Origin of the sequence: Siphonobacter sp. BAB-5385 (assembly GCF_002261125.1) — a bacterium.
GTDB lineage: Bacteria > Bacteroidota > Bacteroidia > Cytophagales > Spirosomataceae > Siphonobacter.
The window spans coordinates 1-17519 of the sequence record NZ_NMPS01000265.1; the positions used below are offsets into that span (position 1 = coordinate 1).

The 17519-nt window shown below is 43.5% G+C and carries 24 protein-coding genes; 14 read left to right on the forward strand and 10 right to left on the reverse strand.

The annotated features are described in order from the left end of the window. The first annotated feature begins 225 nt into the window (after positions 1 to 225). The gene (locus BWI93_RS27230; protein ID WP_094817080.1) at positions 226 to 1434 is read left to right on the forward strand and encodes an enolase C-terminal domain-like protein; all 1209 of its coding nucleotides are present in this window, start codon (positions 226 to 228) and stop codon (positions 1432 to 1434) included. A 170-nt stretch (positions 1435 to 1604) separates the two neighbouring features. Here the strand turns inward: BWI93_RS27230 and BWI93_RS27235 are convergent, their stop codons facing one another. Both BWI93_RS27235 and BWI93_RS27240 read right to left on the reverse strand, forming a co-directional pair. Next, positions 1605 to 2342, reverse strand: coding sequence for an SDR family oxidoreductase (locus tag BWI93_RS27235; protein WP_094817081.1), 738 nt, complete (start codon positions 2340 to 2342; stop codon positions 1605 to 1607). A gap of 70 nt (positions 2343 to 2412) precedes the next feature. Further along, the gene (locus BWI93_RS27240) at positions 2413 to 3303 is read right to left on the reverse strand and encodes a helix-turn-helix domain-containing protein (RefSeq protein WP_094817082.1); all 891 of its coding nucleotides are present in this window, start codon (positions 3301 to 3303) and stop codon (positions 2413 to 2415) included. Positions 3304 to 3723: 420 nt separating this feature from the next. On the opposite strand from BWI93_RS27240, the gene BWI93_RS27245 reads away from it, so the two are divergent. Beyond that, on the forward strand, positions 3724 to 5007 hold the full coding sequence (locus BWI93_RS27245; protein WP_094817083.1) for a tyrosine-type recombinase/integrase: 1284 nt from the start codon (positions 3724 to 3726) through the stop codon (positions 5005 to 5007). A 22-nt stretch (positions 5008 to 5029) separates the two neighbouring features. Here BWI93_RS27245 and BWI93_RS27250 read toward each other — a convergent pair whose 3' ends face one another. The 6 genes from BWI93_RS27250 to BWI93_RS27275 all read right to left on the reverse strand — a co-directional run bounded on the left by BWI93_RS27250 (position 5030) and on the right by BWI93_RS27275 (position 9976). Beyond that, positions 5030 to 5269 carry a hypothetical protein gene (locus tag BWI93_RS27250; protein WP_094817084.1) on the reverse strand — a complete coding sequence of 80 codons (240 nt, stop codon included), beginning with the start codon at positions 5267 to 5269 and terminating at the stop codon, positions 5030 to 5032. 11 nt (positions 5270 to 5280) lie between these two features. Then, the gene (locus tag BWI93_RS27255) at positions 5281 to 7071 is read right to left on the reverse strand and encodes a restriction endonuclease (protein ID WP_094817085.1); all 1791 of its coding nucleotides are present in this window, start codon (positions 7069 to 7071) and stop codon (positions 5281 to 5283) included. A gap of 36 nt (positions 7072 to 7107) precedes the next feature. Next, complete coding sequence (locus BWI93_RS27260; RefSeq protein ID WP_094817086.1) at positions 7108 to 7455, reverse strand: hypothetical protein; 348 nt, start codon at positions 7453 to 7455, stop codon at positions 7108 to 7110. Between the two features lie 336 nt (positions 7456 to 7791). Then, on the reverse strand, positions 7792 to 8127 hold the full coding sequence (locus BWI93_RS27265) for a hypothetical protein (RefSeq protein WP_094817087.1): 336 nt from the start codon (positions 8125 to 8127) through the stop codon (positions 7792 to 7794). Between the two features lie 77 nt (positions 8128 to 8204). Then, positions 8205 to 9356, reverse strand: coding sequence for a hypothetical protein (locus BWI93_RS27270; RefSeq protein ID WP_094817088.1), 1152 nt, complete (start codon positions 9354 to 9356; stop codon positions 8205 to 8207). Beyond that, the gene (locus tag BWI93_RS27275; protein WP_094817089.1) at positions 9353 to 9976 is read right to left on the reverse strand and encodes a hypothetical protein; all 624 of its coding nucleotides are present in this window, start codon (positions 9974 to 9976) and stop codon (positions 9353 to 9355) included. Before BWI93_RS27275 ends, BWI93_RS27270 begins: the two co-directional genes overlap by 4 nt. Positions 9977 to 10038: 62 nt before the next feature. Here BWI93_RS27275 and BWI93_RS27280 point away from each other — a divergent pair, with 62 nt between their 5' ends. Continuing rightward, the gene (locus BWI93_RS27280) at positions 10039 to 10245 is read left to right on the forward strand and encodes a hypothetical protein (protein ID WP_094817090.1); all 207 of its coding nucleotides are present in this window, start codon (positions 10039 to 10041) and stop codon (positions 10243 to 10245) included. Positions 10246 to 10280: 35 nt separating this feature from the next. Here the strand turns inward: BWI93_RS27280 and BWI93_RS27285 are convergent, their stop codons facing one another. Beyond that, positions 10281 to 11195 carry an SHOCT domain-containing protein gene (locus BWI93_RS27285; RefSeq protein ID WP_094817091.1) on the reverse strand — a complete coding sequence of 305 codons (915 nt, stop codon included), beginning with the start codon at positions 11193 to 11195 and terminating at the stop codon, positions 10281 to 10283. 107 nt (positions 11196 to 11302) lie between these two features. Next, the gene (locus BWI93_RS27290) at positions 11303 to 11740 is read right to left on the reverse strand and encodes a helix-turn-helix domain-containing protein (protein ID WP_094817092.1); all 438 of its coding nucleotides are present in this window, start codon (positions 11738 to 11740) and stop codon (positions 11303 to 11305) included. 102 nt (positions 11741 to 11842) lie between these two features. Between BWI93_RS27290 and BWI93_RS27295 the strand changes: the two genes are divergently transcribed. The 11 genes from BWI93_RS27295 to BWI93_RS28045 all read left to right on the forward strand — a co-directional run bounded on the left by BWI93_RS27295 (position 11843) and on the right by BWI93_RS28045 (position 17419). Next, positions 11843 to 12103, forward strand: coding sequence for a hypothetical protein (locus BWI93_RS27295; protein WP_141217626.1), 261 nt, complete (start codon positions 11843 to 11845; stop codon positions 12101 to 12103). A 49-nt stretch (positions 12104 to 12152) separates the two neighbouring features. Next, positions 12153 to 12455 carry a helix-turn-helix domain-containing protein gene (locus BWI93_RS27300; RefSeq protein WP_094817094.1) on the forward strand — a complete coding sequence of 101 codons (303 nt, stop codon included), beginning with the start codon at positions 12153 to 12155 and terminating at the stop codon, positions 12453 to 12455. Between the two features lie 112 nt (positions 12456 to 12567). Beyond that, positions 12568 to 12903, forward strand: a complete 336-nt coding sequence (locus tag BWI93_RS27305) for a hypothetical protein (RefSeq protein WP_094817095.1) — start codon at positions 12568 to 12570, stop codon at positions 12901 to 12903. Positions 12904 to 12925: 22 nt separating this feature from the next. Then, positions 12926 to 13237, forward strand: coding sequence for a hypothetical protein (locus BWI93_RS27310; protein ID WP_094817096.1), 312 nt, complete (start codon positions 12926 to 12928; stop codon positions 13235 to 13237). Next, entirely contained in the window at positions 13234 to 13509 is a 276-nt protein-coding gene (locus BWI93_RS27315; RefSeq protein WP_094817097.1) for a hypothetical protein, read from the forward strand. The genes BWI93_RS27310 and BWI93_RS27315 overlap by 4 nt, the downstream gene beginning before the upstream one ends. Before the next feature lie 232 nt (positions 13510 to 13741). Then, complete coding sequence (locus tag BWI93_RS27320; RefSeq protein WP_094817098.1) at positions 13742 to 14164, forward strand: DUF4494 family protein; 423 nt, start codon at positions 13742 to 13744, stop codon at positions 14162 to 14164. Between the two features lie 116 nt (positions 14165 to 14280). Beyond that, positions 14281 to 14892 (forward strand): hypothetical protein, encoded by a 612-nt coding sequence (locus BWI93_RS27325; protein ID WP_141217627.1) that lies wholly within the window; start codon positions 14281 to 14283, stop codon positions 14890 to 14892. Between the two features lie 14 nt (positions 14893 to 14906). Beyond that, positions 14907 to 15971, forward strand: a complete 1065-nt coding sequence (locus BWI93_RS27330; protein WP_094817100.1) for a hypothetical protein — start codon at positions 14907 to 14909, stop codon at positions 15969 to 15971. A gap of 43 nt (positions 15972 to 16014) precedes the next feature. Beyond that, positions 16015 to 16863: a hypothetical protein gene (locus tag BWI93_RS27335; protein ID WP_094817101.1), complete on the forward strand. Its 849-nt coding sequence runs from the start codon at positions 16015 to 16017 to the stop codon at positions 16861 to 16863. Positions 16864 to 16880: 17 nt separating this feature from the next. Continuing rightward, positions 16881 to 17072: a hypothetical protein gene (locus tag BWI93_RS27340; RefSeq protein WP_094817102.1), complete on the forward strand. Its 192-nt coding sequence runs from the start codon at positions 16881 to 16883 to the stop codon at positions 17070 to 17072. A 173-nt stretch (positions 17073 to 17245) separates the two neighbouring features. Then, positions 17246 to 17419 (forward strand): hypothetical protein, encoded by a 174-nt coding sequence (locus BWI93_RS28045; protein ID WP_176454356.1) that lies wholly within the window; start codon positions 17246 to 17248, stop codon positions 17417 to 17419. The last annotated feature ends 100 nt before the right edge of the window (positions 17420 to 17519 follow it).

The window sequence follows — 17519 nt, forward strand, 5'->3', positions numbered from 1 at the left end:
TGGAGAGGTCCAGCCTGGAAGGCTTACGGGCTAACAGCCGTATTTACAGGACCAAACCCAGTCTAGGTGAATAACGAAACGCTAAATGCAGGATATATCGCATACCTCTACGTCTAGCTAGAACCGTAACTGGCAGTAATCCACACAATTGTTATACGTAAGCGACTAATCATTGGCGTTTTCTTAGTTTCTTTACCACCGTTAGAATCCTCTTACGCTAAACCTATGATCAGAAGACAGTTTATTCAACAGGTACTGCAAGGTGCCGCTTCTACGGCTGTGCTCAGTACACCCTGGGTTGCCGCAGCCGCTGACTGGCCTGCTGCCGCCGATCTCCAGAGCCATACCATTGCGGACATCAGCTATACCGAAGTACAACTCAAATGGCCCCGGTTTGTGGGTAAAAATGGTCGGCGGGATAACCACGGTTATGGCCCTAAAGTGGGTGTTTGTACGTTAACGACGGATCAGGGAGCCAAAGGCTGGGGAATGCACGGGGGACGAAATCAGGAAGCTATCGCCTATCTGAAGGGCAAACGGGTTTCGGAGGTGTTTCAACCCGCTGTGGGCGTTACCGATCCCAAAGCCCTGTCCTTTGATGTGCCCCTGCACGATCTGGCTGGTGTGATCCTGAATAAGCCTGTGTACGAATTGCTGGGACAGAAAAAACCCATCCTGACCAAGTGCTACAGCGGGATGATTTACTTCGATGAGCTGGAAACCAATGAAGGGCCCGTAAAGACAGCAACCGGAGGACTGGATAAACTGATCGAAAACTGTCGGCACGATTACGAGCTGGGGTATCGGCAACTCAAGCTTAAAATTGGTCGCGGCAATATGTGGATGCCGAAAGAAGAAGGGCTGAAACGTGATATTGAGGTGACTAAACGGGTGGCCAAAACATTCCCGGATGTCGAAATTCTGGTGGATGCCAATGACGGCTATACCGCAGATACCGCAATTGCTTACTTGAAGGGTATTGGTGATATTCCACTTTTCTGGATGGAAGAACCCTTTGCCGAAACGGTTGCCGACTACCAGAAACTGCGGTCCTGGACCAAAGCTAATAAGCCTAAAATGCTGCTGGCCGAGGGCGAAGCCAATCCCAATCAGGAATTATTACGCGAGTTGGGAGAGAAAAAACTGATCGACGTCCACCTGACTGACATCATAGGCTACGGATTTACTCCCTGGCGGAAACTCATGCCCGAACTTAAGAAAATGGGCATTCTAGCCTCACCGCACGCCTTTGGTGAATTACTCAAATCGTACTACTGCACGCATTTGGCGGGTGGACTGGGCAATACAACGACTATTGAAGGCGTACCCGCCACGAGTGAAGACATTGATTTTGGTAAGTATAAAATCGAAAAGGGAAAATTCATTCCTTCTCCGGATCCTGGCTTTGGTATGACTTTGCTTAAAAAGAGCTGAAGGACGGGAGGTTTGAAAGAGTTTAAGGTTTGAAGAGGTTGAAGTAGTTTCAGGTTTAAATCTTGCGTTGTAGAAATTGAGGGGAGAGTGAATAAATGAATTGTGAATCGAGTGCTCGGATAGGGTAACCCATGGGCACAGCTACCTGAGCACTCGATCTGGACTAGCGTTTACCAGGGGCTTATACCCGTTTCCGGAGCGTTGTCATCACTGAAGAATTGACTGGTTGGACCATCAGCATCCAGCAGAGCCGCTTTTACCACGCGACTGGCAGCATCTGCCACGGTACCGGTACCGTTGTGGTGATTGAAATCCGTGGCCGTGTAGCCCGGATCTACGGCATTTACTTTAAAAGCCGTATCCCGCAATTCATGTGCCAGCACAATGGTGTAGGCATTCAGGGCGGCTTTGGAAGTCGTGTAATAGGCTCCCTTCACGGCATAATACTTCCAGCTCGGATCACTATGCAGCGTTAGTGAACCTAAACCCGAAGTCACATTTACAATGCGGGGTGCAGAAGAAGCCCGGAGTAAATCCAGAAAAGCCTGAGTGGTCTTAATGACGCCGAAGAAGTTGGTTTCGAACACCTGGCGGAAGGTTTCAATGTTTCCCTCCGCAGCGGTTTGAGGAAATCCGCCGCTGATGCCCGCATTATTGATGAGTACATCCAGTGCCTGCGTTTTCTGTCCGAGTACTTCACGGGCCGCCTGAATGGATTCAGGTCGATCAACATCGATGGTAAGGGTTTCAACCTGGGTTAATCCTTCGGCTTTGAGTTGATCAACGGCCTGCTGGCCTTTTTGAGCATCGCGACTACCCAGATACACGTAATAGCCTTTCTGTAAGAGTTGACGAGCGGTTTCAAAACCAATACTTTTGTTAGCTCCGGTAATCAATACAGTCTTCATGTTTCAGTTGTTTTTTGTTGAGACAAAGGTAGAAGGGGCCCCTCCGCTCACTGAAACACATTTTTCGGTATTACTGGTACATTCTTCGGGTAGCTGCCCGATACTCGGCTGGGGTGACCTGCGTTTCCCTTTTAAAGAAGCGACTAAAATAGGAAGCGTCCGCAAAACCCAGTCCGAAAGCGATTTCCTTCAGCGATTGTTCGGAGTGAAACAGCAGTCGGCGGGCTTCCAGTACTAACCGATCATGAATATGCGTAATGGCTGATTTACTACTTTGGGCTTTGATGACTTCACTTAGATACCCCGCCGATACATGCAGCAGCGAGGCGTAATCACTGACCTGATGAAGTTGATGAAAATGCTTGTTGATTTCCGCCTGGTACTTTTTCAGAAGTTGAGTTTCCGCTGAAAAAGTCTTACGCTCAAATTGCTCCGTGTACAATCGGCTCAAATACGTGAGCAGCACCTGCAGGTAGGCCGACAGCATTCGCTGATGCCATACGCCCGAAGTCTGATACTCGGAATAAATTTTATCCAGCAAGTCTTCTACAAACACGACATCTGCTTCAGACAGAGCCAGTTCGTGCCCATTTTCCGGATTCTGGATCATTGGAAGAGTCCTTAACATCGTGTTTTCCTGCAAAGCCAGAAATTCCTGCGTAAAAGCAAAGGCAGTACCCCAGGTGGGTTTAGGCTCTTCCTTGACTGTAATCTGTTGCGGGGCAAAAAAATAGAAGGTCCGATCTTTCGGTTCGTAGGGAATCATATCTACCCAATGTCGCCCGCCACCCTGCCGAATGAATCCCAGCAAGTAGTAGTCCTTTCGGTGGGGAATCAGTAGTTCGGAGTGATGGGTGAGCGTTCCTTCAAATCGGGCCATACTGAATAGCGGGCTGCCTAGTACGGGGTCCTGCTCCAGGGTATAGAGGGGAATGGGTTGATCAGGAGTTATAAAATTCATTTTTAAAAAATACAAAAGTTCTGTTTACCTCTAACCGTACGGGCAGGCAGTATTGAATTCAGCATACCAGGCATGGGCAAGGGAGTCCCTACACGATTGACGTATAAGCTAACAAGGTAACGAATGTACGAATCAATACGCATTCAGAGGGCACTTCTCTTACGGGTAGAGGCGACAGAGCTATGATCCTGGGAAAACCTGCCTATGAGCTAAAGGAAGAACATTAATCACTATTTTTTCTAGCCATAATCATCAACTTTTCTAACCATTTCGCAAGAATATGGATTGGTTTACAACTAGAAATAGATACATAGATAAACACTTGAAAATCATTACTGGCATTTCAAAAAAAGCCCTTCAGTCTATTGCAGAAACCACAAATAATGACGTATTTGTTTCTGCAAATGTTTCTGTAAGTATATGGCTGTTTCATTTAACTACGAGCTTTCCCCTCGCTCCAATCGTGAAGGTCTGCACTCAATTGTATTACGCATCACCGTTAACCGAAAGCACAAACGAATCAAGACGGATGTCCTTTTAGAAAAGAAGTATTATAACCCTTCGGCTAAATACGGCGAATGGGTTCGAAGAACGCATGCTAAATATAGGCAACTCAATCAGCTCTTAACTCAGTTTATTGAGGAGTACCGCAATAAATACCTTTCCCTGGGGGATGATGTTCAGCCCGAACATCTCATTGGTAAACTAACCCAGCAGGGCATTACCCTGGCTACTGTATTTGACTTGATGCTGGAAGAGGCTACAATTCAGAAATCGATTTCAAATTACGAGCAGAAGCGGACCATCTACAATCATATCATTGCCTATTTTGGACCAGATACCCTAATCGAGGAAATTTCCACCGAGCAGGCTCAGAAATTTCAGGATTATCTGTTGTCTCACGCGGGCAACAACACCGTGCGGAATTATTTAAAGAACTACCATTCGATTTTTAAGAAAGCAGCAAAAAAATGGAAGCTCAAGGGCAATCCTTTCGAAGACATCGAATATCCCAAATCGCTTCCCGTACATAAGGCACGATTAAGGGAAAACGAAATTGACCTGCTCAGGCAGCTTCAACCCGTGGCCCCAACCAAAGGCCTGATCCGGGATGACAAGCTGGCCATCGACTTATACTTAATCTCGTATTATCATGCCGGCATTCGGGGTAAGGACATGTATTTGCTTCGGGTAGCGGATGTGAATTTCGAGACCGGCCGGATTTCCTATGTAATGAGTAAGAATAATAAAGCCCGGTCCCTGCCGATTCGAAAGGAGGCTTTACCCATTCTTTTGAAATATAAACGAGAAGGAGCAAAACCAGAAGAGTTCTTTTTCCCGATTCTGGATAACCATGCTCCTTATGCCTCCTACATAACTCCGGAAGAGCGGGGTAAAATGCCGTTTGAAGTTCGTAAGGTATTGGCCTCTAAAGTGGGCAATACTCGAAACCGGATCAATAAAGCCTTAGAGCGATTGACAAAAGACTTATTAAGCGGGAAGAAAATTACCTTCCATACGGCCCGGCATTCTTTTGCCGATAAGGCCCGCCGGATGATGAAGAAAGATCCGCGTATCACCATTGACGCCATACGGCTTTTGATGGCTCACTCCAGCTTTGATACGACGCAGCGGTATTTGGATAGCTTAGACCTGGAAGGGCAGGATATAGCTCACTCGGCTATTTTTGGTGATAATGAATAAAGCCCAGGTATCCGGGCTTTATTCATTCGGCTGCAATTCGCTTTATCTGAAGCTTATTCATGTACCGAATCAGCTCATACTCCGTTTCCCCGATCATGAGTACGTACCTGGGCTTGTGCCCCATCTCTCTGCGTATCTCCAGTTCCTTTTTGGCTAGGGCACCTGCCAGACGAAGCAAAAAACCGGATTGGTCCACAGCAAACTCAAACATCAAATCTTTGATGCCGAGGTACTGGGCGACGAGTGCTTCGAGATGGGTCATAAGGCTTATAGCTACTTTCGGTCCTGAAGGTACTTGGCTTCAGCTAAATCAATTCTAGCTTTTTGACCATGTTTTTCCAGTAAGAATAGGAGATTACTACCACTGATAAGTGTAATAGGCTTGTTTTTAGCAAACTCGATGGAGTCTGGTCCAAAATCAGCTGTTGTAACCAAAATGCCTTTGTTTGCTCCTTCATTCATGACGGTTCCGTATAAGTCACGGACTGCTGATACGCCAACTGTATTGGTATACCGCTTGGCCTGAATCACTATCTTACCGCCACGAATTGGATCAGGGTCGAAAGCAACTGCATCAACACCTCCGTCTCTACTGGCACGGGTGACCTTAACTTCACCACCCTCAGTGCTGAACTCCTTTTCGAAGAGTTCCCGGATCAGGTGCTCAAAGTCCTCCCATTTCATAGCCGCCAAGTTGAAGCCTTCATCTATTTGAGACGAGACCTCATACGAGGCTACAAAGCGCTTATCATCCTTATTAAGCTGAACTAATGGTTTGATGGCCGGAATACCTGCAAGCTTACTACCACTGACGCCTTTTAAGTTTTTAAAACAAAGCTTAGGATCAACCCGGCTTAAATCAATAGCCATAAACTCATCCTTATGCGTTTGAAGAGACACAATGCAGTTGTTTACGTTATTGCCAGTAGCCTTGTTTACTGCATTAACCCAGCCGTTAAACACTATCGTGTAAAGAGCATCGGCTTTATCAGCTTCAAAAAGCTCGTGGATCGTTCGAAGCGTGATATTATATATCGTAGCGTCGTATAGCTTTTCATATTGACTGTCAGAGAGAAACGATTCTTTGAATTCGCTTTTAGAAGTTATGTACTTTAATTCAGTAAGTCTTGGCAATGTGTCAGGAGCCGGAAGTACATACTCCACAATCAGAAGCTTTGTTTCTGGATTGTATTCCAAGTCAAAGTCTTTTGAAAAAAGGTCAAAGTATTCCGAATTGTTAAGCACTAGCTCGCAATATTCAATCACCGATACGGGGTCTTTGCTTAAATACAAGCGCTCTAAGTGATCGATGTTCTCATTATATGCGGTCTGCTTTTCGTAATAAGCTTCCTTTTCCTTGTTCCATTCGTCTTCAGCTTTTTGAGCTTTCTTCTCTATAGACTGAATTTTCTTTTCATAGGTTTGCTGGGAGCGGTAGTGAGCCTGCTCAATCACTTGGTTGTTATCTTCTACTTCTTTTACCTTCGCTTCCCAATCTTTAACTGCGACATTGAAGAAGTATTCTGCCTGCTGCTGTTTTTTCTCTCTGGAAGACTTAAGAATCTTATCAAAAAAGGAAAGAGTAGGTTGAAAGTTAGCTAAGTTTGGTTTTTCGGGTAAGGCCGAATACTCTGGGGGCTCTGGAAGAGGTACTTTGCCAATCTCACTAAGAATACCAGTTTTAGGATTGACAGCGTTGAATACCTTATGATCTTTCAATGTATTCCAGTCAACTGTATCATCAACATCCAGAGTATATTTTAAAATATTTTCAGTTCTATACAAAGCCATTTTAGCTTCATTAGTAACTTCTTCTGCATGCTGAGTGCCAAAGTACTTTTCTGTAGCTTTTTTAGTTTTGGCATCAGTTCTTGCCCATTGTTGGTCCCATTTCTCAAACTGGGCATCAACTTTATTGTCAAGAATCATATCGTCTTTATCCTTTAGGACTCGATACGTTCTTAAACCCAAGTGCTGAATTTCGGCAATGTAAATGGTATCGTAGCTACGATTGTAGTCTTCCGAGTACTTAATTTCATGAAGGTGGGAGTAGTCTTCTTCCATTTGTAATTAATTAAAAATTAAAAAAAAGTATGTTAATTAATCAAAAATATTTTTTATAATTCTATTAAAAAAAAATGTTTCTTTTTCGTAACCATCTGAAATATTAGAAAACCCACGAACAGTTAAATACACAGTTGACCCAATTGATACATAATCAATGATTTGGTTAGATTGTATTAATTGAGAAACTTGGGTTTTTACTAAAAACCAACAAGCAAATAGAGCAAACATTGCTTCAATGATCCCATACCAGAATTGTTGCTTCTTTTTGAAATAGAATAAAAGATAACTTATACATACTATAAAAATAAATCCATAGGGAAACACTCCGGCTTCTATTTTATTTGGATCTATAGGATACCCAAATTGATTGAATAATCCCATAATTAAAAAAAAGAGGCTCCTATGTATGAAATAACGACAAGCAAATATTTGATTATTGAATTTTTCATGTAAAGAACTGTCATTCTAAACATAGTACTAAAGGTAGATATGCCTACTAAAAGCCAAAATAGGCAATCGCAACTAGAGAAATACGTAAATATTCTAACCATAATGGCTATGTCGATATGAATATTTTTAATTTTTATTATTAACTATTTTCATCTGATAATATAATTTTTACTTAAAATTATATTATCAGATAAGTATTTGAGCTGCAATTATATAATTATTAAAGGGGTTATAACTGATTTTGACCCCTTTAATAATTATATAATTTTAGTCTTTGTCAATTAAATCTTTAAGGTGTTGTTCATGGAATTCACAAAAATGGCTAGCATCTGAATCATTGGGTGATTCATCTACCATTGCTACTCCGCAAACGTCGCAACTAGTTAGTGGGTACTTTTCCATCAGCATTGAAAGTACGAACCTTTGTTTCGCAGACAATGCTCCAGGTCCCTTATCAATAGCTAATGCAAGAATTCCTTCTTCCTTCTCATCTCTTGCATAGTCTTGTAATAACTCTAGGTAATCATCAAAATGTTTGATTGAATCTCCTCCTTCCATAGATTCAATAGTGCGATCAATATCCAAGTAATTAGGTAAATCCATGATTTTAGTTAAAAGGTGAGATAATTGATTATGAATTAATTGGGTTCAGGTTGAAAATTGAATGGGAATTGTATTTGTTAATTAACTTTATCAAGGCTAATTAATGTTAATCCATTTTTATTAAGTTTTTTATAAGTGACTTCAACGGTTTCATCCCAATGAAGTTTAACAATGTCATTTAAACCTTCTGGAACATTTAAAGTTAAAAATTTAGAGCTTGAAATATAAATTCTGATATTATTTTTAATCGAATTAGCTCCTCTAAGTTCACCTTTAACTTTCAATTCTTCTCTATCATCAAATTCGTCATTTTTAATAGTTATAGATTCATGAATTTTGTATGAACTTTTTCTCAAAGATACTTGCTTTTCACGGCCTTCTCTTGATATTGTAAAGCCTACTTGATTTACAATTTTTCCATCTGGAGCTAAAGCCTTGGTTAGCGATGTGAAATTGTTTAAATAGTTTTCGTCTGGAATCATTTCTTTTAAAGCTATGGAGTCTTCTTTTTCTATCAATTCAATTCCAGTCACTATTTCGTTAATAAGTTGCTTTTGGAAAGAGTATACGTCATAGCTTGGGTCAAAAGATTCAAAGAGAGATATTTGATGTAAGTTATCTATTTTGCCAAGTTTAATTTTTAAAGCATAACTTGCCGCTTGTGGCACTCCAAGGTAAAAGGTTACTAGGTCTCTAATGTTCTTATCAGGTTTACCCTTAGTTCTATAAGGTAAACCTTGTATTCTCTCGGCACTCCTTATAACTAGGTGCTCTACCACAGTTATTCTTTCATTCACTTGTTTGGCGGGTGCAACTCCATATCCAATTCCAGGACCGCTGAAAGATAATTGAAATTCAGCTGTACTGACAAGTTCCTCTTTGAGACTAAGGTGCCTGTGGAAATTTATATCTTCGTAAAGATTCTTTAATTCTTCTAAAATCTCTGTTGGTGCATTGCCTCCAATACCATAGCCAATCATTTGTTCCGCATCGCGATATAAGTGAGCTTTCATTGCTAGAGAAGCCGCACTTCTAAAAATCACAGAGCGAGTTGGTTCGTTTTCCAGTTGATTTAATAATGACAATGCTACAATTTTCTCCATTGCAAAAGCATCGCTGTATAGACTTAAGCTATCAGAGACACGCCCCTCATCTTTAGCTTTCATAGCCAAAGATGACAGTCGCATAGCTTCAATATGTGTAGCTTTTATGTTAACCTTCTCGCTCATTTCTTTATAAAAATTGCAGCTGGTTTGCTAAATTCAACAATTGATACATAAGCGGGAATATTTGTGCTATCAGAAGCTTCAGTCTGTTTTTTCTTCACACTGAGTCTGTACTGGGGCTTATTAGTTTGAGTTTCTTTTAAGATTCCAGAAATTTCAAGTCTTGCACCCAACCCAAAGCTTTCATTTGTGTTCGAAAGCCACATGTCTACTCCATCTCCTGTTTCTGATAGTAAAATTTCATCGAATGGAGTATACTCGCAAACCATGTGTACAGTTATGGCCATTGCACCAAAATCGGTTGTTTTCTTTCTATCCCGGTAAGTTTTGTTTAACCTTTCATCGTTCGGAATATTCCATTTTAATTCTAATGATGTATCCCCGTCTTGATTAGACACAGCTAAACTTATACCAGATGCATGGCCTTGCGAATAAAGACAATGGGCAGCACTTTCAGCCATGTGAGAACAATAACCTGGTGTTAGGGAGGATACACGACTAAAGTCTTCAAGTACAACAATGCTCATAGTTACAAATAATTTTCCAATGGTGGAGGCTAAAATTTGAAATTTGATTAAAAAATATAGATAATAAATAAATTTATTATTCAAATGTATTGACATTGATTAAAGGATGGCATAAGTTTGAATCATTAAAATAACCACCGCTTAACTATTTGTCCACTATGAATGACCGCTGCACCCAACACAAAAATGAGTTACTTGAAATACAATCTCCCGAGCTTTGGCAGCAGGACATCAAATCCACGCTGACCCGTGCTCTGGCAACACCTGATGTGAACCTTACCCATGAAGAGCGGGTGTTACAGAATGACCGACTTATCGCTTTGATGTGTGCTTGCTGTAAGTATAGCGTAGCAACGAAAGAATAGACACAAGGAGCCGCCACTCTTTGAACATAGACTAACTAATTTGCTACTTTACATGAAAGTATAGCTCCCGATGACAAGTCTATCAGGCCTTCTGCGTAACTAATATCAAGGGCACCAAAGCTGTTTTTGGCCCTAAATTTCGTTGCAACATGAATAGTACCTGAGGTAACTTCAAAAACAGTATTTTCATGATCAAAACTTCCAGGGTCTTTCAATTGTGATTTAATCTCCCTTTCCCAATCTCTATTTCTGCCGGTTTTGAAGTAGCGGCTGGCCATAGCCTTATCTCTGGCATTGCCTAAAATTTCTTGACGACGATCGTTCCTTTCAATTAACGCTTTTCTATTCCCCAGATTATTACGGACTTGACTGGCGAAATAAGTATTGATGTGAGTGTTATTGAAAAATTTAGGGTATTTACCCTTTTTGATTGAATCCGTGGTTGACTTTCGAAGATTGATTATAGTTTGTTCAAGAAATTCATCCTCTGTAGCTTTTATAAGCGTATCACGGACCAATCCTAGTCTTCCTAGTTTGTCTTTATGTTTACTGTTTTCGATAATGGAATCGGCGTAAGCTTTGGCTTGAAGGATTTGATCATCATTAACTAATCCAGTGACGCGTTTGATGTGGGCTGGTTCTGATCGTTTGACTGCCTTACGGGCGTCATCTTCTATGAAAGAACTATAAAGTATGTAAGCTAGAAAAATGCCAAATACAGCAAAAATCAAAAAGGTAATGACATTACCTGATGAATCTTTGCCAGCAACCTGGTTTGGAGATGTCTTAGATACTTGAGGCGGGATTGATGGAGCAATATTTATCGCTTCAGAATGTGGCTGATAGCCTAGTATGACTGCTTTTTGCTTTTGTACTTCTTCATCCGTAAGAATACCCTGCTCTTTGAGGCGTGCGAGACGCTCCAGAGCTTCAATTTGATCGGCGGACATATTGGCGGTTAAGTTAAGGTGTATCGATAGGGTTTTCTTTAATATACGTTCAATAGTAGAAGGTTATCAGCAAATCTTAAAACCACTCGTCGAAATATTGTAAAATGTTATTTCGAGGAAGAATTCTGGTCATACAAGTTTTTAAAGTAAGCTACTTGGTTTCTGCAATCTGCCAGATCAACCTCACGGTTTTTCAGAAACGAAGTCAATAGTTCGATCTGCTTGTCTTTCTCTTCTACGAGGCGACTCCACCCATCAGCACCCATCCCACCTTTGTACTCTTGGTTACTTTCTGCAACAACACCTGTAAGGTCTTGGTTATTTTTTGTGTAATTAACTTCTCTTTGGTCGGTCAGGCCGTACAGCCAGTCTAATGAAACATTATAAATATCAGCTATTTTCTTAGCCATTGGTATTGATATACTTTGTTTCCCTTGCTCAATAGCAGCAACTGTAGAATGTGAAAGACCAAACTTCTCGCCAAAAGTTCTTAATGTTTCAGTCCCTCTTAGTTCTTTAATACGCTGTGATTCAGGATTTTGCATTTTTATAGAGCATGATAAGTGAAAATATTTACACAAATTATTGCATTGTACACAAATTATGTAAACATTTGTAATGTCAATGTGATGCAAAACAAATGCAAAATGAAGGAAATCCCAACAAATTACGACCAAACGGCGAAAACGAGCCCTTTTCTGGTCTGGGTGACGGATTACCGGAAATTGAATTTCAACGACAAGTCAGAATTCATTGATCGGTTTTTAACTCAGCAATTTGGAGAAAAGAAGAAGAAATACGGTCGCGGAGTTCTTCTTCAATGGGTTCGTAAAAATCCTCCTACAATGCCTCCTTTGGAAGTTGCTAAGTGGTGTACTCAAGAGTTAAAAAAATGCATTCGGAAATAGAAGCCCTTTCAAGGGGTGAGGTAATTAATCCTACTACTGAAATAGCACTATGAATACGCCCGCTATTCAACTCATTACGATGCAGCCTCAGGAATTGAAGGCGATGCTCAAAGAAGCAGCCGTACTGGCTATACGCGAATACGCTGCCACGCTTCCACCGGCTCAGGAAGTTTTCACCAAAGAAGAGGCTGCCAGTTACCTGCGGCTACTGTCAGCAAACGGTAAACCCAATCCTCAGGCCATTGACCGCCTGCGTCGGGAGGGCAAGCTGGAAGCCGTTGAGGATGCAAAAACGGTACGGATTACTAAGAAAGCCCTGGACAACTACCTCCGGGAGTATAAATCAGCATAAGGTCTCTGTACTCGCTGACTTGGCGGTAAGCGAGTAAGTTAAAGTGGAGTAATGCTACTGCCTTGGGGCTGTGCCCTGAGGCGAGTACAGAGACCACCACTATTTCTCGATCATGGAAAACTATTTGATTACCGTAATCGATCCACACCTGAATGTAACGGTATACCACACCATGAAACCTATTCAGTACCAGAGCATCTACTATCACAAGTACAAGGCTCAGTTTATCCCCGCTTATAAAACGCTGTTCATTAGTCTGAATAAAGCGTACTGGCAATGGAAGAGGGGAGTACAAGATTTAGACTTTTTGCTACGGGTCATTGGCGAGCAGTGTCAGCGGCTTACTGAAAAGGACTGGGCTAAGACGAAATGGCAAGAGGTCGAAGGTCTCAAGCGTACCGAAGTTCAGGTTACTTACGACGATATTCTGATTGCCCGTTTTTACTAATCACATTTAATTTTCTACTACCATGCATCTGATCCTTACCGCCACGCGGGATTTGCGTAGCTATGTCGCCTCTTTGTCCATTGTGAAAGCGTTTGCGTTTCGCTACAGAAGTAGCTGGGCCGTTTTAAAAGGCACCTGGGACTCGGATGAGGAGTTCGAAGCCGGAGCCATCACGCTCTGCATTGCGGGTACGCTGGCCGGATTCTCCCTTACGGTATATCTGATCGCGTTCTACTTTGAGGCCCCCGACTGTCTGCTGGCGGTGTTTTGGAGTCTGTTTTTTCTGGGCGTATTTATCGTTGGACTCGTGCTCGCCCACCGGGTAAGTCAATGAAAAAGAAGCTGCTGCACGTCGCTATCATCGTCCTTAGCGTATATGTGCTTTACAAAACACTTCTTCCTTTTTTTATGAAACAGGCACTCATTCTCATCACTGGCGTACTCCTCACTTCCTGCGGCTGTGATTCCTATGAACAGGAAATCAAAGACTTACGCTGGCAGAACCATAACCTGCAAGCTCAGAATAAAGTACTCTCTGACTCGCTCAATTCCACGTTGCTATTGTTACAGCAACCCAATGGGCCGGGGATGATTCTGGAAGAGTAAGAATAGGACAAGGTGGCTGAATTGGAAAGGCAGTTACGGTGCACAGTAATGGATCAATAATCATGCAGCGTTCAGACTACGTGAGCAAAGACTAAGCAGATTGAAAACGGGTGAAGTCCCCAGGCCGAAAGGCTGTCTAGCTTAAACGCTCTGAAAGAGCCCCTCTGGTTATTTAGGTCTTGCAGGTTCGAATCCTGTCCTTGTCACTTGAATCCCAAACTTAACTACCTACATGAAATATTTAACCACCTCTTTTCGGACCGACGTTGATCCACAATCGGGCAAGCTGAAAACTTTCAAAGACCTGCGTTTAGCCGAGGCCGTCAGTATTACCGACGCCGAAGCCACAACCGTTCAGTACGCAGGATCCGGAATAAGTGTTGATGCGGTACGCAAGTACAAGGTATCCGAGATTATTTACAATGAAAATGACAGTAGTCTGCCCTTTTATAAGGCCATTGTAGGCATTGAAACCTTTAATGAAAAGAGCAAGAAAATCAAGCTCACCAAAACGGTGGTACTCGTCCAGGCTAACAGTGTACTCGATGCCGTGGCGGATGTGATCGCCGCCTGGGGTAAGTCTACCGACTGGGAGATTTTGGAAGTCAAGAAAACGCCGATTCTGGAAATCATCGAACCAGCCAAAGCAGCTTAACGCATCTATTCCCTGCTCATCCGTTAGAAAACGGATTGGGTTGGATCAACGACTCACCGGCTGGCTTTGCTGGCCCGGATGAGCAGGGAATGCCATACCTTAATTTTCATAAATCAATGAACAATCAACCGGATGTACAAGGGTTTGTAGGCTGGCTGGATAAAAATCTATCCAAGTACTATTTCTTCAAAGTAGAGGGTGGGATGCTTGCCATCATCAAGCAGTTTCGTATGCCCGATGGCCTTTTAAAGGAAATGCAGAATAAGAGTTTCCTGGTCAAAGAAAAGATCATTCGCAAAGGGGATAGCGGCTGGCAGCTTGGTAAAAGCTGGACGTCAACGCTTCTTATGCCGGCGGCCATCGAAGTGATTGTGGATGATTTGGTGGGTGATCAGAAAGCGGACGTGACTGGACCTTTTATTAACCAAGGAGGGGAACCCTTCTTCATTCTTAATCCGGAGCCGAATCGGATTGCAGCCCCTGGACTTCAACTGTCGCCTGAACTGTTAGCTACTCTTAAGCCTCGGGAGCGAATTGTATGCCCAACGGATCAGAACGTCGAGGCTGAGCAGCTAATGTTTCTAGTCGCTGTAGGCGGTGAAATTAAAGTAGCCCTCGGGATTGAAACGGCCCGCTCCGTGGCTTACACGCTCATGAAACAGCATAACGTGTCTTGTGCTACACTTTACCGTCAAGAACGGACTATCACATCACCTGATCAGTTTTAATACCGCCTTGTGCCGTGACTATTTTCGACTACTTAAATCAGTTCTACGAGTGGAAAAGAAGCCAAGGGAAAGGGGCCTCCGATGCGGCCACAGCCCTTTACTTCTACATCCTCAAAGAAGCCAACCGTCAGTTTTGGCCGCAACTGATTACAGTAGCCAAAAAGGGAGCAATGGAAGAGAATGGCTGGGGCGGAGAGAACACTTATCTAAAAGCACTACGTATCCTGCGTGACGGGGGGCTGATTCAAATTAAGCGTCCGGAACGCAATGCAGCTACTCCTGCACTTGTACGTTTATTGATAACCGTTAGCACATTAAATATTGATGTCCTGAAAAATTCCACAGCATCAAATATTGATGCTCTGAATGTTGATGAAACCGACAGCACATTAAAAAGTGATGCTCTGAAACTAGTAAGCACATCAAATATTAATGCCCTGAATGACCAAAGTGAGAATTATTCAGAAATCAGCACATCAGAAAATGATGCTCTCAATTATTGCACGACATCAGAAAGTGATGCTCTGGAAGAGGTTAGCACATTAAATACTGATGCGGTCAAGGGGACTATAGGGGTTATTAATACTTCTTCTAAAACTTTAGAAAAAGAAAACTTAGAAGAAGATAAAAAAGGCGATTCTGAATTTTTCGAAACAGGTGAAACGCCGCCCTTTGTCAAGGCCAATCGGGAGAAGATCAAAAACCTCATCCCCGTGGGCCCTTCTCCAGAGCAAATTTCCGAGTGGCTGTTTGAAAATCCCAGGTGCCGCGAGCACGCCTGTTTGAAAATCAAATCGATCAAACGGGACTCGGACGAAGACTACCGCGAGTTCATCGCTCACTTCATCCGCTTCAACGGTGCCCGGGGTGTGCAGTGGGACAGCTTCGAGCTGGCCGCTGAACACTTCATGAAAATGATCTCCAGCCTCAACGGCTTTAACCCAGCAAAAGATAACCCGCAAACGCATGGAAAATCAAAACCAAAGTCCGGCTCCCTTATCCCAGTTGCTAGTGAGCCACGGCCCAAACCAGAGCCGGGACCAAGAAAGCCCGGGAAGTTCTCAGGAGTCAAGCTATGAGCTGCTTAGCGAGGACGGCCTGCCGGAGCTTTCCGCCGCCGAAATGCAGGAGTTTTACCGAATTCTGGGAAGAGAGCCCACCGAAGGAGAAATCTTCAAGCAGCGGGGCTTTAAAAAAGAGCGGCAGGATGCCTACCGACGAAGAAGGGCCTATCTGGACGCCATCCGCATGATCCGCCCCCCACGGCCCGAGCTTTCCTCAACCGACATTTACCATCTGGTTTGCCTGTCGGGCCACAGCCTATCCAAAGCGGAGCACTGGGAGAAGCCCTTTACGCCCGATGCCTACGAAGAGGGAATACTCCAGCTGCTGTGTCTGTACTTTGCCCGGGACCCTCGCTTTGAGCACGAAGGACGCAGGCTCCGGCTCAACTACTCGCTTTCCAAGGGAATCCTGCTTTCAGGACCACCCGGATCCGGAAAGACGGTGCTGATGAAACTCTTTGGCAAGCTGGAAGTAGGCGAGCGTCACTTTGCCATCGAGCCCTTTAGCCTGGTATCGGTTCGGGACGTGGTCGAAAAGTTCAAGAGTGCCAAAAGCGGAGGAGAAGAGGGAATAGGTCTTTACACGCTACCGATTCCCAACGCCTACCGCTCCCAGTATTGGCATGACTCAATTGGTTGGTGCTTTGATGATCTGGGTACGGAAGGCGAAGGCCACCACTTTTCCGACCGTCAGAACGTAATGCAGGGGCTGCTGGAAAAGATCTACAGCAAGTGCGTCGGACAGTACTTCCGCTTCCACGCCACGACTAACGGAAGCCTTGAGGATTTAAAAACCGCGTATGGCGGGCGATTAGCGGACCGGATAGGGGAGATGTTCAACTGGATACAGTTCGAGGCTTCTGGCCCAAGTCTGAGGCCTTCTGTAGAGTTTGGTAATGAAAACTAACCTTGGAAAATTAAGCAATGGAAAAGATGTATGCAGTCATGGCCATGCTGGGAGGCTTTGGATACGTAGCCTGGCTTTGCTGGGAGTTTCGCCGGGCGATCGAGATCCTGAATGCGGAAGAGGAGCTCAATCACCATCCCGAGGATGAGGCCTGGTTAATTCAAAATCAGTTTATCAACCCTAAGCAGGCTTCTCAGGTAGAAGCATAATAAATCCCAGCCAGACCCCAGCTGAGATTTATGCTTTAGCCAAAATGAACCGCTGAGTCAAAGCAGCCCTGCGATTGTCATTATTCGACGGCAAAGGTGCGTCAGTGATTTTCTGCATGAAATGACTTACCGCATATGAAATCAGTAAAAGAGTTCTCTTCAATTCAATCATCATGGACGTAACAGATGTCATCCGCTGCCCCGACTGCGGACACGTTCAGCACGCGGTAATCCGGGATAGTTACCCCTTTCCCACCTACCTGCACGACTGCGAAATGTGCGATTACACCATCCAGGAATCCGAGTGGATTTCCGTAAAAGACGAGGAGGTACCCACCCATGAATAACTATCAGGAGTTCTTAGAAAACAAGATCGCTCACACGCCCAAAGCGGGCTTTGCGGTCAGTGAATCGGAGATCAATCCGATCTGTTTCCCGCACCAAAAA